Below are 23330 nucleotides of genomic sequence, written 5' to 3'. Positions count from 1 at the left end.
GGGCCGCCGCCGAGCCGGCCTGCCGGCGCTGCGCCGCAGGTCAGCCGGGGTGGCGGTCGTCGCGGCCCCGGGTGTCCCGGGCGAACCGGCGCAGCAGCCCGCGTGGGGCGTGCCGCACCGCCGCGACGGCCAGCTTGTAACGCCGTGACGGGACGCTGACCGAGCGCCCTTTCCGCAGGTCACGCAGGGCTTCGTCGACGACCTGCTCGGCGCGCAGCCACATCAGGCGGGGCGTGCCGGACATGTCGATGCCGATCCGCTCGTGCGCGCCGGTGCGGGTGTAACCAGGGCAGAGGGCCATCACGCGTACGCCGCGCGGGCGGGTGGTGAGGTCGATGGACTCGCTGAAGGCCGTCACCCACGCCTTGCTCGCCGGATACGTCGATCCCGGCATCACGGGGCCGAAGCCGGCGACCGAAGAGACATTTATCACTGCCCCGTCACCCCGTCGGATCATCGGGCCGATCGCCGCGCGGGTCAGCCGCAGCACCGCGTGCACGTTGAGCCCCAGCAGGCGGGACTCGTCGTCCGGCGAGGACCGCAGGAACGGCTGGTTGAGGCTGATCCCGGCGTTGTTGACGAGCAGGTCGACCTGCCCGTCGCCGGTCAGCCGCCGTTCCACTTCGGCGCAGCCGTCGGCGGTGGACAGGTCCGCCGCGATCACCTCGACGGGGTGGCCGTACCGGCCCGTCAGCTCGGCGGCCTTCTCCGCGAGCCGGGCGGCGTCGCGTGCCACCAGCACCAGGGCCCAGCCGTCGGCGGCGAGCCGGCGGGCGAACTCCGCGCCGATGCCGGCCGTCGCGCCGGTGACCAGCGCCCGGCGTACGGCGGGAACCTGCTCTGACGTCACGGACGATCCTCAGCGGAACGGGTGGTGGGCGGTGGCGGGCGGCGCCGGCGCGGGGTGCCGCCGACGGAACCACGCGCTGGCGCTCGGCGAGACCAGCAACGCGGCTACCCCAAGGTAACCGAGCGCCTGGCCGACCGAAAGCGCGGCGTTGACCGCGAGCCAGAAGCCCGGATAGGCGTCGCCGACGAGGCCCAGCAGCTCGGCGGCGGACCGGCCGTCGGCGGACAGCCGCAGCGGCACGGCCCGCTGGCCGACCAGCGCCGTCACCGCGCAGCAGCCGAACAGCGCGCCCAGCCCGCAGACCGCCCAGGTCGCCACCCGGGCCCCGGGCCGGCCGGCGCGCAGCCCGGCCGCCAGGCCGACCAGCACGACGCCCACCAGGACCGTCACCACCGCCGAGGCGACCGTCGCGCCCCGCAGCAGGAGGACCACGTCGTCGACCTGCGTCGCGGCGGCCGACGTGCCGGCCGCCGCCGACCGGAACCGCTCGACGGTGCCGCCGAGGACGAGCAGCGCGGCGACCGCCGAGGCCACGGCACCGGCGGCCATCAGCACCAGCACCGTCGCCGCCAGCCCGACGGCTGCGGGGCGGCGGGCTGGCGCCTGATCGGGGTACGACACGACGAGGTCCCTCCGGTAGGCGTCCGGTTGGAACCTACTCGGAGGGACCGTCGGTGTCGCCGATATCCGGCGTCGCCCCGCCCGGCGGTCGCGGGCGGGGCGACGCCGACGCTCAGTCCGACGAAGAGGACGAGGACGAGCCGGAGTCCGACGAGCCGCCGGACGAGGAGCCGGAGTCCGAGGAGCCACCGGACGACCAGCCCGAGTCCGACGAGCCGGCGGAGGGCGACGGTCCGGGGTCGCCACCCTGGCCGGGCCCGTACGGGTCCGGCCGGTCGGACGCGGACGGCCCCGGCTGGTCCGGGTACGGCGGCTGGTCCGGGGTGGACGAGCCGTGGGTTCCGTGCGGGTACGTCGCGTGGCCGGGGGCGCCCGGGTAGCCCGGGGCCGGCGGGTAGCCGGGCTGCTGCGGGTACGCCGGGTAGGCGGCGCCCGGGACCGGCGGCTCCCAGCCCTGCTTCGGCTTGCGGAAGAACTCGTTCGCCTTCGGCAGGGCCAGCAGGATCAGCGCGGCCAGCACGGCGAGCAGGCCCACGACCCCGAGCAGCATGCTGACCGGGGTGTACCAGGAGGGCAGCGCCGCGTTCAGGCTGCGCTCGATCTCCTCGGCGCTCGGCGCGTCGCCGCCGGCCGACGGCCCGCCCATCGAGCCGGCCGCACCGTTGAGCAAGCTGCCGCCGACGCAGCAGAGCAGGATGCCGCCGAGCACCCAGGTGGTGATGCGGCTGCCGTTGCTGCCGCGGTTGTTGAAGATCCCGAGGACGACCAGGACCAGGGCGAGGACCAGCATCAGCACGGCGCTGCCGATGGCGAAGCCGACGACGAAGGTGCCCAGCCCCTCGGCCCCGCCCGTGGTGCCCTCGAACGCGTCCTCGAAGCCCTGCCGGAGCTTGCCGCTCACGGCGATCGTCGTGACGAGGTTGAACAGCTGGAGCAGCGCGAAGAACATGAGCAGGTAGGTGGAGATCGTCACGATGCCCGGACGGGCCCGCGACGGCGTGCTGTGGGTATCGACCATGACTTCTCCCTTCTAGATCACGACGTCACGGTATCGTCCGCAGTCCCGTGCCGCCCGTCGGCGAACCGCGCCGGGCCGCCCGTCGTGTCGACGGCCCGCCCGAACGGGCGCGGCGGGGGTCAGCCGGCCCGGGACAGCCGGCGGTGTTCGGCCGTCACCACGGCGAGCAGGAACAGGTCGAAGACCAGCGCGGCGACCGCCCCGAACTGGTTGACGGTGAAGTTGAAGATCTGCCCGAACAGCAGGTCGACCAGGATCGCCAGCTTGAACAGCCGGAACGCGCCGATCCGGTCCCGCCGCAGCCGGGCCGCCGCCGTGACGCTGAGCACCGCCGTGGCCAGCGCCGACGCCGACACGCCGAGCACCGCGCCCCACTCCCGCTCCTCGTCCAGCGCCCCGGTGACGCCGTCGACCGCCACCCCGACCACGGTCAGCGCCGGCTCCACCACGAGGTAGAGCACCACGAAGCGGACCACCCACCGCTGGTCGGTCAGCCCGACGGCGACCCGCCGGGCGCGGGCCAGCCAGGGCTGCCAGAACCGGGGCGGCGGCGGTTCCCGGCGGGGCACCGCGTCGAGCAGCGCGGCCACGGCGGCCTCGGTGCCCGCGCCGGAGCCCCGGGCCAGCCGCAGCACCTGCGCCCGCCGCCGGTCGGTGAGCCCGTCGATGAGGCCGCCGGCCACGGCGTCCAGGGCGTTCGCGGTGCGCTCCTCGGGGATCAGCCGGGTCCGCTCCCGGACCGCCTGCGTGATGACCACGAGCACCGCGAAGACGGCGTAGATGATGCCGGCGGCGGGGGCGTAGAAGTAGTCGGTGCGGGCCGTGACGAACTTGCCCACCTCGTCGATGAACAGGCCGAACCCGATCCCGCCGAGGATCGCGCCGGTCATCCGGGCCGCGCCGCCGAGGAAGACCAGCGCCACGCCGAGGCCGGCGGCCAGCAGCAGGCCGCCCCAGAGCACGTGCGCGATGTGCAGGCCGCCGCCGCCGAGTTGGGGATAGCCGGTGGCCCGCAGGAGCACCCGGGTCAGCAGCACGGCGGCCACCCCGGACAGCACGAACGCCTGGAGGTACGCCGCCGCGGCCAGCGCCCGGGGCGGCATCCAGTGACGACGCGACGGTCCGCGCACCATGGTCCCGACGCTAGTAGCCGCGCCACTCGACGCGGGCGTACTCCAGCACACGGGGTCGCAGCAGCGTGGAGGCGGGCACGTCGAGCCGGCCCCGGTCGGCGGGGAAGTTCGCGGCCGACGCCAGCGTGCCGGCGGTGAGGAAGCGCAGCCGGGGCGCGTCGGCCGGCAGCGCCAGCGGCGGCGGGGCGGCCCCGGGCGCGGCGAGCACGAACCCCCAGTCGCCGAAGCTGGGCACGTCGACGTGGTACGGCACGGTGGCGAAGCCGGCCTCGCGCACCGACGCCTCGATCGACCAGTACGACCGGGGCGCGAAGTACGGCGACCCGGACTGCACGACGAGCCGCCCGCCGTCGGCGAGCACGGCCCGGACCAGCGCGTAGAACTCCACGGTGTAAAGCTTGGCGGTGGCCGTCTCGTCGGGGTCGGGCAGGTCGGCGACGACCACGTCGAACCGGTCGGTGGCGGAGCGCAGCCAGCCGAACGCGTCGACGTTGACCACCCGCACCCGGGGGTCGGCGAACGCGTCGCCGTTCAGCTCGCGCAGCTGCGGTTCGCTGCGGGCCAGCGCCACCACGGCCGGGTCGAGGTCGACGACGGTCACCCGCCGCACGTCGGGGTAGCGCAGGATCTCCCGCACCGCGAGCCCGTCGCCGGCGCCGAGCACCAGCACCTCGCCGCGCGGGCCGTTCAGCACGGGATGCACGAGCGCCTCGTGGTAGCGGTACTCGTCGACGGAGCTGAACTGGAGGTCGCCGTTGAGGAACAGCCGCAGGTCGGTGTCGGAGTGGCCGACCTCCCGCACCGAGCGGGTCAGCACGATCTCCTGGTAGCGGCTGCGCTCGGCGTGCACCACCGGGTCGCGGTAGAGCTGCTGGCGGGCGGTCACCTCGAAGTCGGCGGCGGTGATCCAGGCGTACCCGAGGCAGAGCGCGACCACGACGGATCCCGCGCCGACGGCGACGCGCGCCCGGCGGCTCAGCTCCGCCCGGAACACGGTGCAGACCAGCGCCACGCCGGCCACCGCGTTCACCGCGCCGACCACCAGGGCACCCTTGAGCTGCCCGAAGACCGGGATCAGCAGGAACGGGAAGGCCAGCCCGCCGAGCAGCGCGCCGACGTAGTCGGCGGCGAACAGGTCGGCCACAGCGCTGCCGGCGGACTGTTCCCGGATGCGTTGCAGCATCACCATCAGCAGCGGGATCTCCGCGCCGATGAGCAGCCCGAGCACGAACGCGGTGCCGACCAGCGCCGGGCCGTACAGGTCGAGCCAGGCGAACGCGGCGTAGAGGCCGAGCACCGACAGCCCGCCGAGCAGGGCGAGGACCAGCTCGACCAGGGCGAACGCGGCGGCGGCCCGGGGCTGCAACGGCTTCGCGGCGAGCGCGCCGACGCCCATCGCGAAGACCATCACGCCGAGCACGATCGACGCCTGCCCGACGGTGTCGCCGATCAGGTAGCTGCCGAGCGCGACCAGGGCCAGCTCGTAGACCAGGCCGCAGGCGGCGCAGACGAAGACCGCGACCAGCACCGCCGAGCGGGCCAACCGCCAGCGCGGCCGGGCGGCGGCGGGGGCACCGCCGTCGACCGCCGCCGGCGTCTCGGTGGTCACGCCTTCCCCGGGGTACGCCCGGCGGACGCCGCCGCCCGCTGCCGGCCCCGCTGCACGAAGCCGACGGTGAACAGCAGCGCGGTGACCAGCAGCAGCCCGCCGGTGGCGAGCAGCCAGCCCCAGCGGTCCCGCCAGAAGTCGCTGCCGGCGTCGGGCAGCGGGGCTGCGGTCGCGCCGGGCTGCGCGGTGGGGGCGGCGGCCGGCGGCACCACGCCGGTCTCGGCGAGCAGCAGCGGCAGCGCCACGGCGGCCCGGCAGACCGCCCAACCGGGGTCGTCGACGAACACGTCCTCCACGAGGCCGAAGCGGGCGAGCCCGGTCTCGACGGCGTACAGGTCGGCGCGGTCGATGTCGGGCGAGCCGTTCACGTCGATGAGCGCGTAGTCGCTGCTCTCGCTGCTCTCCGACGTGTAGCGGACGTCGGCGGTCACCTCGACCCAGCGCGGGCAGGCCGGGTCGTCGACCACGGGGACCCCGTCGCCGAGGTTGGAGCCGACGCTGACCGGGTCGGAGGCGTACCAGCTCTCCAGCCGCCAGCCGTAGCAGATGCCCTGGCTGCCGGCGGCCTGGGCGAGGATCGGCACGGTGTCGGCCCGCTCGTCGGCCGCCGGGGCGGGGACGGTGGTGCCGCCGGAGTCGCCGTTGGTCACGCTGATGCCGATGCAGCCGCCGACGAGGACGACGGTCACCAGCGCGACGACCCAGCCGCTGGCGGCCGACGACTTCTTCGCCGCCGCCGGCTGGCCGGGCCGCCCGCCGCCCGGGTGCTTGCCGGCGGTCATCAGCTGATCGCGGCGGCGATGATCGCGCCGGTGGCCAGGTGCACGACGGCGGACACCCACACGGCGGGGTGCGGCTCCGGGTCGACCAGCAGCTCGCCGAGCCGCCCCGGGGTCACGGCGTCGAGCAGCAGGAACGCGGCGGCCATGATGACCAGCCCGACGATCCCGTACGCCGCCGCGCCGACGAGGCCGAGCACGAAGTCGTCCTCGCTGGCGACGATCGCGGCGACCACGATGGTGCCGACGCCGAGCAGGTTCGACGACAGCAGCAGGGCGGCGTTGCGGTTGCGCTCGGTCCAGATCAGCTCGTGCAGCTTGCCGGGGGTGGCCACGTCGACCAGCCCGTAGCCGACGCCCATCAGGACGACGCCGACCACGCCGTAGGCGAGGGTGACCAGCAGATCGGTGACGAGGTTCTGCAAGGGGGACACTCCAGGGTGAGGGGCGTTCGTCGGGCTACTTGCCGGTGCCGGGGCCGCCGCCCCGGACGGTGCTGCCGCGTCCCCAGCCCCAGTGCGACCCGACGGTCGAGTGGTAACGGGGGTAGGCGGTGGTCATGCGTTCGAGCAGGATCACCGAGCCGGCGGCGATCGGCAGGATCACCACCGAGTCGTCGTCGTAGCGCAGGTAGACGCCGCTGCCGTCGACGTACTGGTCGGCCGGCTGCCAGGCGTCGGTGACCTCCTTGGCGACCTGGCTGGGCGTCTTCGACGAGGTGTACGCCACGGCGTCCCGGCCGATGTCGCGGCTGGCCGCCCGGTTGTACCGGTCCTGCACGTAGCCGCGCGGGGAGAAGTTGCCGTAGAAGATCGCGAAGGCGGCGAGCAGCGCGCCGACCACGGCGACCGCCGCTCCCACCACGAACCAGCGTCGGTACGTCATAGGGACACCACCGTCTCGGTCAGGACCAGCTCGTTGGTCTGGGGGTACGCGTGCCAGGTGCGCCAGCCGACCGCCCCGTCCGGCGGGTCGGTGCGCACGGCGAGGGCGGTCACCGCGTCGGCGTCGCCGGGAAACACCCCGACCAGCGCGTACGGGTCACCGGCCAGCTCGGCGCGGAGCGCGGCGACCCGGGTGCTCAGCTCCGCCCCGGCCGGGCGCAGCACGGTGGCGGTGAACCGGTAGCCGTTCGCCTCGTCCAGCCGGGTCGCGGGCAGCTCGGGCGGGCGGCCGGGGAGGCAGGCGACGGTCTCGGTCAGCTCGGTGCCGGCCGCGCGCAGCACCACCTGGTGTGACGCGCCGAGCAGCCGCAGCCGCAGCCGGATCCCGGCGGGCAGGTCGAGGTCGAGCACGTGCAGCGCGGGGCGTTCGCCGTCGCCGAGGGCGAGGCTGAGGTCGGCGGCGCTGGTGTCGACGTACGGGGCGTCGAGGGTGACCAGCACGGGGTCAGCCCACCTTCGCCGGGCCGGACTGCGGGTAGATCATCACGTCGGAGCGGTGCAGCTCGTCGCCCCGGGCCACCTCCCACGCGGCGTTGCCGTATGCCTCGAAGGAGAGCCGCAGCTTCCCCGGCCCCCGGTAGTCGTGGTAGCGCATCGCGCCGGACGGGTCGAGGCCCGTGCTGCCGGTGGCGGTGAACCGCGCGTGCCCGGCCTCCTTGCTGACGTACCGGTGGCCGTCGAGGTCGATGCTCGGCGCGCCCGGGGTGATGGTGAGCGCCGGGTCGGTCGTCCAGAGCACCATGATCACGTCGGGGTCCTCCTCGACGGAGAGCCAGAGCTGACCGCCGGCCGCGTCGTCGAGCAGGTGCTCCGACCAGGTCCAGCTGCCCTCCTTGAGCAGCACGGAGCCGCGCACCCCGTACGAGGTGCCGCGGATCTCGACGATGTCGCCGGGGCTCAGCCGGCGCGGGTCGCCCCGCAGCGCGTCGGCGTCGCGGTCCCGGAACGGGTCCACCGGGCCGGGCCGCCCGCCCGTGCCCCTGCGGGAGCGCTGCATCGCCACCACGGCGACGACGATGCCGGCCACCGCGATGAGGCAGCCCAATCCCGTCACCAGATACGCCACCGAACCGTTCAACCCGATCGCCTCCCCCAGTCGCGTCGGCGGAGACGGTAACAACCCCGCGCACGTGGGGAAACCCGAGCACGACTGAGTAACTACTCAGTTACGAGCCGTCGTCGGCGCTGTTGAGCTGGGCGGCGGCGTAGTCACCGAGCCGGGTCCGGCCCATGATGCAGCCGGCGAAGGTGACGAGCTCGGCCCCGGAGCCGCGCAACCCCTCCCAGGCGGCACGGGCGGCGGCAGGGTCGACCCGCCCCAGCAGGGTCGCCGCGTACGCCCGACCGGCCGGCGAGCCGTGCGCGAGCAGCCAGTCGACCTTCCGCCGGGCCCGCCCCGGGTGCGCGTCGAGCTGCCGCTCGACCTCGAAGTACGCCTCGGTCTCCGGCAGCACCGTGCCGGCGAAGCCGACCCCGCCGAAGGCGAGCGTGTCGGTGTCCGCCAGCTTCCGCACGGCCGCGTCGAGCCGATCGCCCATCCCGAACCCCCTTGGAAGGAAGGGCCCCCTGTTAACGCAAAACGTTGTACAGGGGGCCCCTATTAACATTCACGCCAGCGGGTCAGGCCGCGGCGACCGTCAGGCCGTCCTTGCCGTCGGCCAGGTCGACCTGGACCGTGTCGCCGTCGCGGATCGCGCCGGACAGCAGCGCCCGGGCGAGCTGGTCGCCGATGGCGGACTGCACCAGCCGGCGCAGCGGGCGGGCACCGTAGATCGGGTCGTACCCGTGCTCGGCGAGCCAGCCCCGCGCGGCCTCGCTGACGTCCAGCGCCAGCCGGCGGTCGGCGAGCCGCTTCCGCATCCGGTCGAGCTGGATGTCGACGATGGCCCGCAGGTCGTCGCCCAGCAGCGCGGCGAAGACCACGATGTCGTCGAGCCGGTTGAGGAACTCCGGCTTGAAGTGCGACCGGACCACCGCGAGGACGCCCTCCCGGCGCTGCTCCTCGGCCAGCGTCAGGTCGCTGATCACCGACGAACCGAGGTTGGAGGTGAGGATCAGGATCGCGTTGCGGAAGTCCACCGTGCGGCCCTGGCCGTCGGTGAGCCGGCCGTCGTCGAGCACCTGGAGCAGCACGTCGAAGACGTCGGGGTGGGCCTTCTCGACCTCGTCGAGCAGGATCACCGAGTACGGCCGGCGGCGCACCGCCTCGGTGAGCTGGCCGCCCTCCTCGTAGCCGACGTAGCCGGGCGGGGCACCGACGAGCCGGGCGACGGAGTGCTTCTCGCCGTACTCGCTCATGTCGATGCGGACCATGGCCCGCTCGTCGTCGAAGAGGAACTCGGCGAGCGCCTTGGCCAGCTCGGTCTTGCCGACGCCGGTCGGGCCGAGGAAGAGGAAGCTGCCGGTGGGGCGGTCCGGGTCGGCGACGCCGGCCCGGGCGCGGCGCACCGCGTCGGAGACGGCCGAGACGGCCTCGGCCTGGCCGACCACGCGCGCGCCCAGCGACTCCTCCATCCGCAGCAGCTTGGCGGTCTCGCCTTCGAGGAGCCGGCCGGCGGGGATGCCCGTCCAGGAGGCGACGACGGCGGCGATGTCGTCCGCGCCGACCTCCTCCTTGAGCATCGCGCCGTCGGCCTGGAGCCGGGCCAGCTCCTCCTCGGCCTTCGCGAGGTCGGCCTTGAGCGCGGGGATACGGCCGTAGCGCAGCTCGGCGGCCCGCTCCAGCTCGCCGTCGCGCTCGGCCCGCTCGGCCTCGCCGCCGAGCCGCTCCAGCTCCTCCTTGGCGGTGGACAGCTTGGTGATGTGGCTCTTCTCCGTCTGCCAGCGCTCGGAGAGGGCGGTGAGCTGCTCGCGCTTGTCGGCCAGCTCCTTGCGCAGCCGGTCGAGGCGCTCGGCGGAGGCGGCGTCGGGCTCCTTGGCCAGCGCCATCTCCTCGATCTCCAACCGGCGCACGGCCCGCTCGATCTCGTCGACCTCGACCGGCCGGGAGTCGATCTCCATACGCAGCCGGGACGCGGACTCGTCGACCAGGTCGATCGCCTTGTCCGGCAGGAACCGGTCGGTGATGTAGCGGTCGGAGAGGGCGGCGGCGGCGACCAGGGCGGCGTCGGTGATGCGTACGCCGTGGTGCACCTCGTAGCGCTCCTTGAGCCCGCGCAGGATGCCGATGGTGTCCTCGATGGTCGGCTCGCCGACCAGCACCGGCTGGAAGCGGCGCTCCAGGGCCGGGTCCTTCTCGATGTGCTCGCGGTATTCGTCGAGGGTGGTCGCGCCGACCATCCGCAGCTCGCCGCGCGCGAGCATCGGCTTGAGCATGTTGCCGGCGTCCATCGAGCCCTCGCCCTTGCCCGCGCCGACGACGGTGTGCAGCTCGTCGAGGAACGTGATGACCTGGCCGTCGGAGTTCTTGATCTCCTCCAGCACGGACTTGAGGCGCTCCTCGAACTGGCCCCGGTATTGCGCGCCGGCCACCATCGCGCCGAGGTCGAGCGAGACCAGCTTCTTGTCGCGCAGCGACTCGGGCACGTCGCCGGCCACGATCCGCTGGGCGAGGCCCTCGACGATCGCGGTCTTGCCGACGCCGGGCTCGCCGATCAGCACCGGATTGTTCTTGGTACGCCGGGACAGCACCTGGATGACGCGGCGGATCTCGGAGTCCCGGCCGATCACCGGGTCGATCTTCCCGTCGCGGGCGCTGGCGGTCAGGTCGACGCCGTACTTGGCCAGGGCCTGATAGGTCTGCTCCGGGTCGGCGGTGGTGACCCGCCGGTCCCCGCCCCGGACGGTCGGGAACGCGGCGACCAGGCTCTCCTCGGTCGCACCGGCGTTGCGCAGCGCGGTGGCGACCGCGCCGCCGACCCGGGCCAGGCCGGCGAGCAGGTGCTCGGTCGAGGTGTACTCGTCGCCGAGCGGCCGGGCGATCTGCTCGGCGGCGCCGATGGCGTTGACGAACTCGCGGGCGAGCGTGGGCTCGGCGATGCTGGAGCCCCGGGCGGCCGGCAGGGCGTCGACGGCGCGCTGGGCGGCCCGGCGCAGCTCGGCGGGGTCGGCCCCGGCGGCGCGCAGCAGGCCGGCGGCGGTCGACCCCTCGGTGTCCAGCAGCGACAGCAGCAGGTGCCAGGGCTCCACGGTGGCGTGACCGCGCTGGTTCGCCAGCGCGACGGCACCGGTGATGGTCTCGCGGCTCTTGGTGGTGAGACGTTCCGTGTTCATGGGCTCCCCCGGATCGGCGTGTCCACTAGGAAGGACACAACCAGAGTTGAGCCTATTCCGCTCAACCTTGCCAGTGTGACCTGAGTCACTTCCAGCCTGTTTCGGTCGGGACGGCGGGACGGCGGGACGGCGGGACGGCGGGACGGTGGTGCGGCACGGACCGCCCGGCCCGCAGGCGCGCGGCACGCCCGCTCAGGCCGGGTCCAGCACCACGCGCACCCAGCGACGGTTGCCGACCGGCCCGGTGGCCAGCAGCACCTCGTCGGGGGCGCGGCCCACCAGCGTGCCGTCGGCCAGCAGGGTCAGGTAGTGCTTGGGGGCGACCGGCCAGTCGAGCCGGTCGTACCGGCCGTCGGCCACCACGCCCGCGCCGTCCGGGCCGTTGACGGCGAAGCGGCCAGTGGTCAGCGGCACCACGGAATCCGCCCGCAGGGGATGCCCGGCGGCGGGCACCGGCACCCACCGGCCGAGGTACCGCCAGAGCGCCGGGAAACCCGTCCGGTCGGGCGGCCAGCCGACCAGGCGTGCCTCGCCGTCCGGCCCGACCATCGGCCGCAGCACCCCGACCTCGCCGTCGGGCACCGGCACCGGGGTCCGCTGCCAGGTGCGCCCCCGGTCCGTCGAGACCGCCGCGTACGGCCTGCCGCCGTCGACGCCGGCCACCACCAGCAGGCCACGGGCCTCGACGACGCCGTGCAGGGGCCGCACGGGCGGCTGGGCGGGCAGGGGCGTCGCCCGCAGCCCCGCCCAGCGGACCACCCGGCCGGTGGCCTCGTCGATCTGGAACCGCCCCTGGGCGGCGCGCCAGGCGACGGGCTCCTGCCCTCCGGTGGTGTGCGCGAAGGTGCGCCCGCCGTCGGTGGAGGTGTACCAGCCGTGCGGCTCGGCGAGCAGCGCCAGCACCTCCGGGGCGGCGTAGAGCTGCGGGTTCTCGGCAACGAGGCGGGGGAGGACGAGCCGCCGCCAGGACCGGCCGCCGTCGACCGTGGCGTAGAGCACCGCCGGGCAGTCCCGCGCCGGGCAGCTGGAGAAGAGGGCGTACGCCTGCTCGGCGGTGACGAACTCGACGTACGGAGAGTCGTACCCCTTGCCGACCGGGACCCGGACCTCGCGCAACTCGACCTCGGGGGCCGGGGGCGACGGCGTCGGTGCGGTCGCGGGCGGCCGGGGCGACGGGGCCGCGCGGTCCGGCGGCGGGCGACGGACGTCGCCGATCGAGCAGCCGGTCAGCAGGGGCGTGAGCAGCAGCGCAACCATTCTGCGGCCGAACCGACGAGTCATCGGCCTACCCCCCAACCGGTAGCCTGACGCCGTGCGAGTACGTGTCGAACAGACTGCCCTACCCGGGATCGGAATGCGTCACGACCTGTTGACGGAATCCGGGCGCCGGCTTGGTGTGGTTTCCCACCGCAATGGCCGCCGCGACCTTGTCCTCTACGACCCCGATGATCCCGATTCCTGCCAGCACGACATACCGCTGACGGACGACGAGGCGGAGGCGCTGGCCGACATCCTGGGCGCGTCGCTGATGCTCGGCCAGCTCTCCGGGCTGCGCGAGCAGGCCGCCGGGCTGCTCACCGAGCAGATCGCCATCCCGGCCGGCTCCAAGTACGTCCACCGGCGGCTCGGCGACACGAAGGCCCGCACCCGGACCAGCGCCTCGATCGTCGCGGTGCTGCGCCAGGGCGAGGTGATCGTCTCGCCGGACCCGGCCTTCCGCTTCGACGCCGGTGACGTGGTGGTCGTGGTCGGCACCCGCAAGGGGCTCGACGGCGTGACCGCCATCCTCGCCGACAGCGACCCGGACGGCTGAGGCGCGGATGCACGAGGAAACCACGATTCTGCTCATCGAGGTCGGTGCGCTGCTGTTCCTGCTCGGGCTGCTGGGGCGGCTCGGGCGGCGGATCGGCCTCTCCCCCATTCCCCTCTACCTGCTCGCCGGGCTCGTCTTCGGCCACGGCGGCGTGCTGCCGCTGACCGCCAGCGAGGAGTTCTTCGCCGTCGGGGCGGAGATCGGCGTGATCCTGCTGCTGGTCATGCTCGGCCTGGAATACTCGGCCGCCGAGCTCGTCGGCAACCTGCGCTCGGCGGCCCCCGCCGGCCTGATCGACGGGGTGTTCAACGCCCTGCCCGGCGCGGCCTTCGCCTTCCTGCTCGGCTGGGACTGGGTGGCCGCGATCGTGCTGGCCGGCATCACCTGGGTCTCCTCCTCCGGCGTGATCGCCAAGGTGCTGGCCGACCTGGGCCGGCTCGGTAACCGGGAGACCCCGGTGGTGCTGTCGGTGCTGGTCATCGAGGACCTGGCGATGGCGCTCTACCTGCCGTTGCTCACCGCCGTGCTGGCCGGCACCGGCCTGCTCGGCGGCGGCATCGCGCTGGGCGTCGCCGTCGGCACCGTCATGCTGGTGCTCGTGGTGGCGATCCGGTACGGCCACCTGATCTCCTCCGCCATGTCGGCGAAGGACCCGGAGGCGCTGCTGCTCGGCGTGCTCGGGCTCACCCTGCTGGTCGCGGGCGTCGCGGCGAAGCTCCAGGTGTCGGCGGCGGTCGGCGCGTTCCTCGTCGGCATCGCCCTGTCCGGCCCGGTGGCGCACCACGCCACCGAGATGCTCTCCCCGCTGCGGGACCTGTTCGCCGCGGTGTTCTTCGTCTTCTTCGGCCTGGTCACCGACCCCCGGGACATCCCGCCCGTGCTGCTGCCGGCGCTCGCGCTGGCCGTGGTGACGATGGGGACGAAGACGCTGACCGGATACCTGGCCGCCCGGCGGGTGGGGATCAAGGAACCCGGCCGGTGGCGGGCCGGGCTGGCCCTGGTGCCGCGCGGCGAGTTCTCCATCGTCATCGCCGGGCTCGCCGTGGCCGCCGGCAGCGTCGAGCCGAAGCTGGCGGCGCTGGCCACCGCGTACGTGCTGATCACCGTGGTGACCGGGCCGATGCTGGCACGGCTGCCCGACTTCGCCTGGTTCAAGCTGTGGCTGCGGCAGCGGGCCGTCACCCAGCGCGCCGAGCCGCTGGTCACCACCGACTGAGCAGTCACTCAGTTCCGTCCGCCGGGGCGGGGTCGGCCGTACGGTCGGCCCCGCCCCGCGTCCATCGGATGCCGAATTGTGCTGGGAGCCCCTTCCCCCTGGTCGGCGCAGCGGGTTACCGTTTCGCCCCAGCAGCAAGGGTCCGTGGGTGGCCGGTCGGTCGCCCCGGGCGCGAGCGGAAGGTTGGCCGGTGAGCGTGCAGGACTCGACGTTCCACGGCTTCGCCAACCCCGTCGACCCGTCCCCGGCGGAGTTGCGGGCGTGGGCGTACCACCCCGACTCGGTGCCGTTGACGTCGATGCCGCCGGACTGGGACCTGCTGGTCTCCGGCGACCACCTGGTGCAGACCCTCTTCGAGCTGGCCATGGACCCGGCCTGCCCGGCCCGCCGGTTCGCGCTGCACTGCCTCTACATCTACGCCGCCGACGGCATCCGGACGAACTTCCGCGCCCACCCGAAACGCCGCTTCCGCAAGCTGGTCGAGCAGTCGGAGCGGACCGGCGACGAGATGATGCGGACGTGGGCGCACAACAGCCGCGTGCTGCTGGCCCGCCCCCACCTGTTCGTCTACCGGGACTGGTGCGAGGGCGGCCTGGTCCGCGAGAACCGCCGCATCGGCTGACGCCGGGGCCGCCTCAGGCGGCCGAGCCCCGGTCGGCACCATCGCCCCGCTCAGGACCGTCGCCCCGGTCGGCGAACCGGCCCTCCCGGACCTTGTCGGTGAACCGCCCCTCGGTGATCTTGTCGAACCGCTGTCGGGCGGACCTGGCGACCCGGTCGAGCCGCTCCTCCGCCTGCTGCGCCACCTTCTTGGCCTGTTCCGACATGGCTCCCCCTCGCCAGCGCGGTGGGCCCGGATCGCACGGGCCGGCCTGATTCGCAGGTTAGTGGAGCCGGCCCGGCCCGCGCCGGGGTTCCGGGAAGCGGACCGGGCCGTCGGGGCTCCGGCGGGGCGAGCGGCGGGTCAGCGGTCGCGCCGGGGACGCCAGACCACCAGGGCGGTGGAGGTGCGGTTGGTCGGCACCAGGTCGCTGCCCGGGAACCGGGCGAGGGACTCCAGCTCCGCCACCCGCCGGTACGCGGCGTCCAGCTCGGCCTCCAGCCGCGCGATCCGCTGCTGGGCCTGCTCCAGCAGGCGTTCCAGCCCGATGATCCGCTTGACGCCGGCGAGGTTGACCCCCTCGTCCTGGCTGAGCCGCTGCACCTCGCGCAGCAGCACCACGTCCCGGACGCTGTAACGACGCCCGCCACCGGCCGCCCGGCCGGCCTGCACCAGGCCGAGCCGGTCGTACTGGCGCAGGGTCTGGGGGTGCATCCCCGCCATCCGCGCCGCGACCGAGATCATCAGCACCTTGGCCTCGTAGGCAGGGTCACCCGAGCCGACGTGCTCTCCCGCCATCCCCGCTCACCTCCGCACACACTCCAGCAGGCTCAACTGAACCGACGCACCCGGGCGTCGAGATGTTCCCGGGCGGCCGGCGGGGTCTGCTCGGCGAACGCCTCCAGCGCCGCCCGCGCCTCGTCGGACACCCCGGCCGGCACCACCACGTCGAGGGTTACCAGCAGGTCACCGGCCTTTCCGTCGCGGCGCACGACGCCCTTGCCCCGGGCGCGCAGCACCCGGCCGCTCGGCGTGCCCGGCGGGACCCGCAGGGTCACCGTGCCGTCGAGCGTGGGCACCCGCAGGTCCGTGCCGAGCACGGCCTCCGGGAAGGTGATCGGCACGGTCAGGGTCAGGTCGTCCCCGGTGCGCCCGAACAGCTCGTCCGGCCGCACCTTCACGTGCACGTACAGGTCGCCGGCCGGGCCGCCGCGCTCGCCCGGCTCGCCGCGCCCGTTCAGCCGGATCCGCTGGCCGTCGGCCACCCCGGCGGGGAAGCGGACGTTCAGCGTGCGGGTCTTGGTGACCCCGCCGGTGCCGTGGCACTCCGGGCACTTCTCCTCGACGACCGTCCCCACGCCCTGACAGTTGCGGCACGGCTCGGAGAAGCTGAACGAACCCTGGTTGCGGTTGGTCACCCCGGCGCCGTGGCAGACCTGGCAGGTCACCGGCGAGGTGCCCGGCTTCGCCCCGCTGCCGGAGCACGTGTCGCAGACCCCGGGCGCGCGCAGGGTCAGCGGGAGGGTGACCCCGCGTACCGCGTCGCCGAAGTCGAGCGCCACCTCGGTCTCGATGTCCCGGCCCTTCGCCGGGCCGCGCGGGCGGGCCGGGCCGCCGGCACCGCCGCCGCCGGAGAAGATCGAGCTGAACAGGTCCTGGAAGCCGGCCCCGCCGAAGCGCCGGTCACCGCCGCCCGCCGCGCCGCCGAACAGGTCGGACACGTCGAACGGCTGCCCGCCGGGGCCGCCCGCGCCCCGGGCGTTGCGCCGGAACTGGCCGGAGCCGAACAGCGAGCGCATCTCGTCGTACTCGCGGCGCTTGGCCTCGTCGCCGAGCACCGCGTACGCCTCGGAGACGGCCTTGAACCGTTCCTCGGCCCCGGTGTCGCCCGGGTTGTGGTCCGGGTGCGACTCCCGGGCCAGTTTCCGGTACGACTTCTTGATCTCGTCCGAGGAGGCGGACTTCTGCACGCCCAGCGTGGCGTAGTAGTCCTTCTCGATCCAGTCCTTGGTACTCACCGGTCCACCCCCTTCCACGGGACGTACCCCGGACGTCCCGCCCGCCCGTTGCGGGCGGACGGGACGACACGGGTCGGCACTACTCCGGGTCGGCGACCGCGACCATGGCCGGCCGCAGCAGCCGCTCGCCGAGCTGGTAGCCCCGGCGCATGACCTGCACGCAGGTCGGCTCGGTCACGTCGGCGGACGTCTGGTGGGCCACCGCCTCGTGCCGGGTCGGGTCGAACGGGTCGCCCTGCTCGCCGAACGCCGACAGGCCGAACTTGCCCAGCGCGGTGGTGAGCTGCTCGGCGACGGTGCCGAACGGGCCCACCAGGTCGCCGTGCTCGCGGGCGCGGTCCAGGTCGTCGAGGATCGGCAGCAGCGCGGCGAGCACCGAGCCGGTCGCCTGTTCCTGGACGAGGCTGCGGTCCCGGTCGACCCGCTTGCGGTAGTTGGCGTACTCCGCCGTCACCCGTTGCAGGTCCCGGGTCCGCTCGTCCAGCTCGGCCCGCAGCGCCTCCAGCTCGGCGCCGAGCGGGGCCGCGGCGGGCGGCGCGCCGCCCTCGACGGGCTGGGCCGGGGCGTCGACGACGGGCGGCCCGTCGACCGACGCGGCCTCGACCTCGATCTCGTCGACCACGATCTCGGCGTCCTCCACCAGGCCCTCCGCCGGGGTGTCGGCCCCGGCGTCGGCCGCGGCGGGCACCTCGGACTTGCTGATCTTGCGATTGTCACGGATGACGACCCGCGGCTGCTCACCGGCGGACTGGCCGGCGGTCGCGGAGCCACCCGGCGTCGGCCCGGACTCCACCGGGTCGGCGGCTCGTGGCTTCTCCGTCATGCGGTTACCTCATCCCTTGGCCGTCGATACGTGTCCGAGGCGCATCGTCACTTCTTGTCCTCGTCCACGATCTCCGCGTCGACCACGTCGTCCGCGCCGCCGGCCTTCGCGCCGCCGGTCGCGCCGGCGCCCGGGCCGGCCGCCCCCGGCTGCTCGCCCTGCTCGGCCTGCTGCGACGCGTAGAGCAGCGAGCCGGCCTGCTGGGAGACCTGCGCAAGCTTCTCGTGGGCCGCCTTGATCTTGTCGATGTCCTGGCCGCCGAGCGCGCCGCGCAGCTCGCCGAGCGCCTCGTTGAGCTGCTCCCGGTTCTCGCCCGGCAGCTTGTCGCCGCTCTCGGCGAGGAACTTCTCGGTCTGCCACTGGAGCGCCTCGGCGAGGTTGCGGGTCTCCGCCTCCTCGCGGCGACGCTTGTCGTCCTCGGCGTGCTCCTCGGCGTCGCGGCGCATCCGCTCGATGTCGTCCTTCGGCAGCGAGGAGCCGCCGGTGATCGTCATCTTCTGCTCCTTGCCGGTGCCCAGGTCCTTCGCGTGCACGTTCACGATGCCGTTGGCGTCGATGTCGAACGTGACCTCGATCTGGGGCACGCCGCGCGGCGCGGGCGGGAGGCCGGTCAGCTCGAAGGTGCCGAGCTTCTTGTTGTAGGCCGCGATCTCGCGCTCGCCCTGGAACACCTGGATCAGCACCGACGGCTGGTTGTCGTCGGCGGTGGTGAAGACCTCGGAGCGCTTGGTCGGGATGGTGGTGTTGCGCTCGATGAGCTTGGTGAAGATGCCGCCCTTGGTCTCGATGCCCAGGCTCAGCGGGGTCACGTCGAGCAGCAGGACGTCCTTGACCTCGCCCTTGAGCACGCCGGCCTGGAGGGCGGCGCCGACGGCGACGACCTCGTCGGGGTTGACGCCCTTGTTGGGCTCCTTGCCGGTGAGCTGCTTGACCAGGTCGGTGACGGCCGGCATCCGGGTGGAGCCGCCGACGAGGATGACGTGGTCGACGTCGGCGACCTTGATCCCGGCGTCCTTCACGGCCTGCTCGAACGGGCCCTTGCAGCGGTCCAGCAGGTCCTGCGTCATCCGCTGGAACTCGGCGCGGCTAAGCGTCACGTCCAGGTGCAGCGGGCCGGCGGAGCCAGCCGTGATGTACGGCAGGTTGATGTTGGTCGTGGTGGCCGCCGACAGCTCGATCTTGGCCTTCTCGGCCGCCTCGCGCAGCCGCTGGAGGGCCATCTTGTCCTGGGCCAGGTCGATGCCGTGCTCGCCCCGGAAGGTCTTCACCAGGTGGTCGATGATCCGCTGGTCCCAGTCGTCGCCGCCGAGCTGGTTGTCGCCGCTGGTCGACTTGACCTCGACGACGCCCTCGGCCAGCTCCAGCAGCGACACGTCGAAGGTGCCGCCGCCGAGGTCGAAGACCAGGACGGTCTGCTCCTTGGAGCCCTTGTCCAGCCCGTACGCCAGGGCCGCCGCGGTCGGCTCGTTCACGATCCGCAGCACGTTGAAGCCGGCGATCTCGCCGGCTTCCTTGGTGGCCTGCCGCTGGCCGTCGTTGAAGTAGGCCGGGACGGTGATCACCGCGTCGGTGATCTGCTCGCCCAGGTACGCCTCGGCGTCCCGCTTGAGCTTCATCAGCGTCCGGGCCGAGATCTCCTGCGGGGTGTACTTCTTGCCGTCGATGTCGACGGTCCAGTTGGTGCCGATCTCCCGCTTGACCGACCGGATGGTCCGGTCCGGGTTCGTCACCGCCTGGCGCTTGGCGACCTCGCCGACGAGGACCTCCCCGTTGCGGGCGAACGCGACGATCGACGGGGTCGTCCGCGAGCCCTCAGCGTTCGCGATGACGGTGGGCTCACCGCCCTCGAGAACGCTGACGCAGGAGTTCGTCGTGCCGAGGTCGATACCGACCGCACGTGCCATCTTCGCTTCCTCGCTTCTTACGTTGGAGGCTTCTCGCGTCGGAGCAGGTGACGGGGGTTCTCCCGTCGCTCGCTCGCCACAAGTTGAGTGAACTTGACTCAATAGTGCCACGCGTACGGCGATCGTCAAGTCGAGTTGAGCCGACCCGACGCAACCTCGCGTTCGGGGGAGCCCGGTTGTCTTACCTTGCGTCGGTCGGGCACGCTTTAGCGGTGACGACGCACGGCGAGCCCGCCATCGATCCCGGTTCGCCCGCCGTCGCCGCCCGTACCGGCACGGGGGATGCCGGGAAGGACCCGTCCGGCCCTTCCGCGGACGGCCTGCCCGCCGCGCTCACCGCCCTGCGGGCCGCGATCGGCGCGGCCCGGTTCCCGCTCGCCCTGCCCTCGGCCGAGGCCGCCCGACAGCTCGGCGCGAGCCTCACCGCGCAGCTCGACGACTATCTCCTGCCCCGGCTCGCCCGGCTCGACGCGCCACTGCTCGTGGTCGTCGGCGGCTCCACCGGGGCCGGCAAGTCGACACTGGTCAACAGCCTCGTCCAGGCCCGGGTCAGCGCCGCCGGGGTGCTCCGGCCGACCACCCGCTCGCCGGTGCTCGTCTGCAACCCCGCCGACTCCGGCTGGTTCCGCCAGGGCGAGCTGCTGCCCGGCCTCACCCGCACCAACGAGCCGAGCGAGGACCCGGGCACCCTCCAGCTCGTCACCGCCCCGGCGCTCCCCGCCGGGCTGGCCTTCCTCGACGCCCCCGACATCGACTCCGTGGTCGACGCCAACCGCGCGCTCGCCGGCCAGCTCCTCGCCGCCGCCGACCTCTGGCTCTTCGTCACCACCGCCGCCCGCTACGCCGACGCGGTCCCTTGGGAGCTGCTGCACACGGCCCGGGCCCGGGGGGTGGTGATCGCCATGGTGCTCGACCGGGTGCCGGCGGAGGCCACCGACGAGGTGGCCGCCCACCTGGCCGAGATGCTCGCCGAACAGGGCCTCGGCGCGGCGCCCCTGTTCGTCCTCCCGGAGACCTGGGTCGACGGCCAGGGCCTGCTGCCCGACAAGGTCACCGACCCGCTGGGCGGCTGGTTCTCCCGGCTCGCCGCCGACGCCGGGGCACGCGCCGCCGTCGTCCGGCAGACCCTCGACGGCGCGCTCGCCGCGCTCGTCCCGGCCGTCGTGGGCCTGGCCGACGCCGCCGACGAGCAGGGGGACGCCGCCGACGCCCTCGACGACCGGGTCACCGCCGCCTACCAGGGGGCCGAGCGCACCGTGGAGCAGGGGCTGCGCGACGGCCGGCTGCTGCGCGGCGAGGTGCTCGCCCGGTGGCAGGAGTTCGTCGGCACCGGCGAGTTCTTCCGCACCCTGGAGGCCCGGATCGGCCGGTTGCGCGACCGGCTCCTGGCGGCGGTGACCGGCCGGCCCGCCCCCGCCACCGAGCTGCGCGACGCCATCGAGTCGCAGCTCGTCACGCTGCTGCGCGGGGTCGCCGCCGAGGCGGCCGAGAACACCTACACCGGGTGGCGGGCGCACCCCGCCGGGGCGGCCCTGCTCGAACCGCCGCTGGCCCATCCGGGCGCCGACTTCCCCGACCGCGCCGAACGGCTGGTCCGCGACTGGCAACGCGGGGTGCTGGAGCTGGTCCGGTCCGAGGGCGCCGACCGGCGGTTCGTCGCCCGCACCGCCGCGTACGCGGTCAACGCCACCGGGCTCGCCGTGATGATCGCCGTGTTCGCCTCGACCGCGTTCATCCCGACCGGGCTGGAGGTCGCCACGGGGGCCGGCACGACGGTCGCCGGGCAGGCCGTGCTCCAGGCGATCTTCGGCGACCAGGCCGTGCGTACGCTGGCCGCGAAGGCCCGGGGCGACCTGCTGGCGCGGGTCCGCGAGCTGCTCGACGCCGAGGCCACCCGGTTCCTGTCCCGCACGGCGACGGCCCGGCCGGCGGCGGACGCGGGGGACGCCCTGCGGGCGGCGGCCGAGCGGGTGGAGCAGGCCCGGCACCGCAGCGGCCTCGCGGCGGCCGGCGCGGCCGCCCTGCCCCCGGCCCTGGCCCCGGAGGGTGGGGCGCGGTGAGCCCGAACATCGTCGGCCGCGTACGCGAGGCCCTGCGCGGCGGCCAGCGGGTCGACCCGGACGCGCTGATCGCCCGCCTCGCCGCCGTCCGGCGGTTCCTCGAAGCGGCCGACGGCCAGCTCCCCGACACCCAGCTCGTGCCCGCGCACACCCTCGTCGAGCGCGCCGGCACCCGGCTCTCGCTCTCCCGCGACCACACCGTCGTCGCCCTCGCCGGCGCCACCGGCAGCGGCAAGTCGAGCCTGTTCAACGCGCTCGCCCGGTTCGAGTTGTCCCCCGTCGGGGTGCGCCGCCCCACCACCGGCGTGGCCCACGCCTGCGTCTGGGGCCCGCTCGACGGCGCGACCCGGCTGCTCGACTGGACCGGCGTGCTGCCCCGGCACCGGTTCGTCCGGGAGAGCGCGCTCGACGGCGACGACGAGTCGGCCCTGCACGGGCTGGTCCTGCTCGACCTGCCCGACTTCGACTCGGTGCAGCGGTCGCACCGGCTGGAGGTCGACCGGCTGCTCGGCCTGGTCGACCTGGTGATCTGGGTCGTCGACCCGCAGAAGTACGCCGACCGGGTCGTCCACTCCAGCTACCTGCGCGAGTTCCACCGGCACCGGGACGTGACGCTGGTCGTGCTGAACCAGGCCGACCGGCTGCCCCCGGCCGAGCTGCCCCGCGTCCTGGCCGACCTGCGCCGGCTGCTCGACGCCGACGGCCTGGACGGGGTGCCGCTGCTGGCCACCACCGCCGTCGACCCGGGCGGGATCACCGAGCTGCGGGCCACGCTGGAGCGCACGGTCGCCGAGCGGCAGGCCGCCCTGCTCCGCCTCGCCGGCGACGTGGACACGGTCGTCGCCGGGCTGGCGGAGCTGGTCGCCGCCGAGCCCCCGGCCGGCGTGCCGGACGCCGGGCCCGCCTCGGGGCTGAACCGGGCGCTGGCCGGGGCGGCCGGGGTGCCGGCGGTGGCCGAGGCGGTCGAGGGCGCCTACCGGCACCGGGCCGCCGCGAGCACCGGCTGGCCGCTGGTGCGCGGCTGGCGGCGGCTGCGCCCCGACCCGCTGCGCCGGCTGCACCTGCCCGGCCCGACCGGCGGCGGCGACGACCCGGCGGAGAGCCTGGTCGCCGCGACCTCCGTACCCGATCCGACCGCCGCACAGCGCTCGGCGCTGGGCCTGGCCGTGCGGGCGGTGGCCGACCGCGCCGGGGCCGACCTGCCCGACGCGTGGGCGACCGCCGTGACCACCGCCGCCCGGTCCCGGCTCGGCGACCTGCCGGACGCCCTGGACCGCGCGGTGGCGCAGACCGACCTCGGGCTGGACCGGCGGCCCGCCTGGTGGCGGATCGTCGGCGGGGTGCAGTGGCTGGTCACCCTCGCGGCCGTGGCCGGCCTCGGCTGGCTCGCGCTCGGCTACGCGCTGCGCGCCCTCGGCCTGCCCGCCCTGGACAATCCCCGCGTCGGCGAGGTGCCGCTGCCCACCGTGCTGCTGCTCGGCGGCCTGCTCGCCGGGCTGCTGGTGGCGGCCTCGACCAGGCCCGTGGTGCGGTGGGCGGCCCGCCGGGCGCGCGGCCGGGCCGAGAAGCGGCTCGCCCTCGCCGTCGGCGCGGTCGGGCAGGAGCACGTGGTGGAGCCGGTGCGGGCGGTGCTGGCCCGTCACGGGCAGGCGTGGCAGGCGTTGCGCGACGCCGCCGGCCGCTGACGACCGGCGTCTTTCTTCGCTGTTCGGGGACCGTCGGCGGGCGT

Annotated in this window: 23 protein-coding genes; 5 read left to right on the top strand and 18 right to left on the bottom strand. The window is 74.4% G+C overall.

All coding sequences use genetic code 11. From position 1 onward, the window contains the following. Positions 1–40: 40 nt before the first annotated feature. The 13 genes from O7628_RS12955 to O7628_RS12895 all read right to left on the bottom strand — a co-directional run bounded on the left by O7628_RS12955 (position 41) and on the right by O7628_RS12895 (position 12447). Positions 41–850 (bottom strand): SDR family oxidoreductase, encoded by an 810-nt coding sequence (locus O7628_RS12955; RefSeq protein WP_278130598.1) that lies wholly within the window; start codon positions 848–850, stop codon positions 41–43. 9 nt (positions 851–859) lie between these two features. After that, entirely contained in the window at positions 860–1471 is a 612-nt protein-coding gene (locus tag O7628_RS12950) for a hypothetical protein (RefSeq protein ID WP_178062800.1), read from the bottom strand. 112 nt (positions 1472–1583) lie between these two features. Next, positions 1584–2489 (bottom strand): hypothetical protein, encoded by a 906-nt coding sequence (locus O7628_RS12945; protein ID WP_278130595.1) that lies wholly within the window; start codon positions 2487–2489, stop codon positions 1584–1586. A 119-nt stretch (positions 2490–2608) separates the two neighbouring features. Then, entirely contained in the window at positions 2609–3592 is a 984-nt protein-coding gene (locus tag O7628_RS12940) for a hypothetical protein (RefSeq protein ID WP_278136298.1), read from the bottom strand. Between the two features lie 40 nt (positions 3593–3632). After that, positions 3633–5231 (bottom strand): polyamine aminopropyltransferase, encoded by a 1599-nt coding sequence (locus tag O7628_RS12935; RefSeq protein WP_278130594.1) that lies wholly within the window; start codon positions 5229–5231, stop codon positions 3633–3635. Next, the gene (locus O7628_RS12930; protein ID WP_278130593.1) at positions 5228–6013 is read right to left on the bottom strand and encodes a hypothetical protein; all 786 of its coding nucleotides are present in this window, start codon (positions 6011–6013) and stop codon (positions 5228–5230) included. Before O7628_RS12930 ends, O7628_RS12935 begins: the two co-directional genes overlap by 4 nt. Next, positions 6013–6435, bottom strand: coding sequence for a DUF350 domain-containing protein (locus O7628_RS12925; RefSeq protein ID WP_229405662.1), 423 nt, complete (start codon positions 6433–6435; stop codon positions 6013–6015). Before O7628_RS12925 ends, O7628_RS12930 begins: the two co-directional genes overlap by 1 nt. Positions 6436–6469: 34 nt before the next feature. Continuing rightward, positions 6470–6895, bottom strand: coding sequence for a DUF4247 domain-containing protein (locus O7628_RS12920; protein WP_278130591.1), 426 nt, complete (start codon positions 6893–6895; stop codon positions 6470–6472). Beyond that, positions 6892–7395 (bottom strand): DUF2617 family protein, encoded by a 504-nt coding sequence (locus O7628_RS12915; protein WP_278130589.1) that lies wholly within the window; start codon positions 7393–7395, stop codon positions 6892–6894. Before O7628_RS12915 ends, O7628_RS12920 begins: the two co-directional genes overlap by 4 nt. A 4-nt stretch (positions 7396–7399) precedes the next feature. Further along, positions 7400–8032, bottom strand: coding sequence for a DUF4178 domain-containing protein (locus tag O7628_RS12910; protein ID WP_074475629.1), 633 nt, complete (start codon positions 8030–8032; stop codon positions 7400–7402). Positions 8033–8120: 88 nt separating this feature from the next. Beyond that, positions 8121–8492, bottom strand: a complete 372-nt coding sequence (locus tag O7628_RS12905) for a hypothetical protein (protein WP_278130587.1) — start codon at positions 8490–8492, stop codon at positions 8121–8123. Positions 8493–8574: 82 nt separating this feature from the next. Beyond that, positions 8575–11166 carry an ATP-dependent chaperone ClpB gene (clpB, locus tag O7628_RS12900; RefSeq protein WP_278130585.1) on the bottom strand — a complete coding sequence of 864 codons (2592 nt, stop codon included), beginning with the start codon at positions 11164–11166 and terminating at the stop codon, positions 8575–8577. Between the two features lie 192 nt (positions 11167–11358). Then, complete coding sequence (locus O7628_RS12895) at positions 11359–12447, bottom strand: hypothetical protein (RefSeq protein WP_278130583.1); 1089 nt, start codon at positions 12445–12447, stop codon at positions 11359–11361. A 31-nt stretch (positions 12448–12478) separates the two neighbouring features. Here O7628_RS12895 and O7628_RS12890 point away from each other — a divergent pair, with 31 nt between their 5' ends. From O7628_RS12890 to O7628_RS12880, 3 genes are all read left to right on the top strand, one after another. Beyond that, a complete protein-coding gene (locus tag O7628_RS12890; protein ID WP_043961139.1) occupies positions 12479–12979 on the top strand; it encodes a cation:proton antiporter regulatory subunit in 501 nt (166 codons plus the stop codon). 7 nt (positions 12980–12986) lie between these two features. Then, positions 12987–14195, top strand: coding sequence for a cation:proton antiporter (locus O7628_RS12885; protein ID WP_278130580.1), 1209 nt, complete (start codon positions 12987–12989; stop codon positions 14193–14195). A 190-nt stretch (positions 14196–14385) separates the two neighbouring features. Further along, on the top strand, positions 14386–14817 hold the full coding sequence (locus O7628_RS12880; RefSeq protein WP_074475634.1) for a hypothetical protein: 432 nt from the start codon (positions 14386–14388) through the stop codon (positions 14815–14817). A gap of 13 nt (positions 14818–14830) precedes the next feature. Here O7628_RS12880 and O7628_RS12875 read toward each other — a convergent pair whose 3' ends face one another. The 5 genes from O7628_RS12875 to dnaK all read right to left on the bottom strand — a co-directional run bounded on the left by O7628_RS12875 (position 14831) and on the right by dnaK (position 19541). Beyond that, a complete protein-coding gene (locus O7628_RS12875; protein WP_278130578.1) occupies positions 14831–15022 on the bottom strand; it encodes a hypothetical protein in 192 nt (63 codons plus the stop codon). 137 nt (positions 15023–15159) lie between these two features. Further along, positions 15160–15594 (bottom strand): MerR family transcriptional regulator, encoded by a 435-nt coding sequence (locus tag O7628_RS12870; protein ID WP_043961133.1) that lies wholly within the window; start codon positions 15592–15594, stop codon positions 15160–15162. Positions 15595–15626: 32 nt separating this feature from the next. Continuing rightward, positions 15627–16814 carry a molecular chaperone DnaJ gene (dnaJ, locus tag O7628_RS12865; protein ID WP_178062789.1) on the bottom strand — a complete coding sequence of 396 codons (1188 nt, stop codon included), beginning with the start codon at positions 16812–16814 and terminating at the stop codon, positions 15627–15629. Positions 16815–16893: 79 nt separating this feature from the next. Continuing rightward, a complete protein-coding gene (grpE, locus tag O7628_RS12860; RefSeq protein ID WP_278130575.1) occupies positions 16894–17637 on the bottom strand; it encodes a nucleotide exchange factor GrpE in 744 nt (247 codons plus the stop codon). 47 nt (positions 17638–17684) lie between these two features. Further along, positions 17685–19541 carry a molecular chaperone DnaK gene (gene dnaK, locus O7628_RS12855; protein WP_074475639.1) on the bottom strand — a complete coding sequence of 619 codons (1857 nt, stop codon included), beginning with the start codon at positions 19539–19541 and terminating at the stop codon, positions 17685–17687. A gap of 212 nt (positions 19542–19753) precedes the next feature. On the opposite strand from dnaK, the gene O7628_RS12850 reads away from it, so the two are divergent. Continuing rightward, positions 19754–21601 carry a GTPase domain-containing protein gene (locus O7628_RS12850; RefSeq protein WP_278130571.1) on the top strand — a complete coding sequence of 616 codons (1848 nt, stop codon included), beginning with the start codon at positions 19754–19756 and terminating at the stop codon, positions 21599–21601. Beyond that, positions 21598–23286, top strand: a complete 1689-nt coding sequence (locus O7628_RS12845; RefSeq protein ID WP_278130569.1) for a GTPase — start codon at positions 21598–21600, stop codon at positions 23284–23286. The genes O7628_RS12850 and O7628_RS12845 overlap by 4 nt, the downstream gene beginning before the upstream one ends. Positions 23287–23330: the final 44 nt, after the last annotated feature.

The organism is Micromonospora sp. WMMD956, from assembly GCF_029626125.1.
Taxonomy (GTDB): Bacteria; Actinomycetota; Actinomycetes; order Mycobacteriales; family Micromonosporaceae; genus Micromonospora; species Micromonospora carbonacea.
This window is presented reverse-complemented; position numbering and strand designations above follow the sequence as displayed.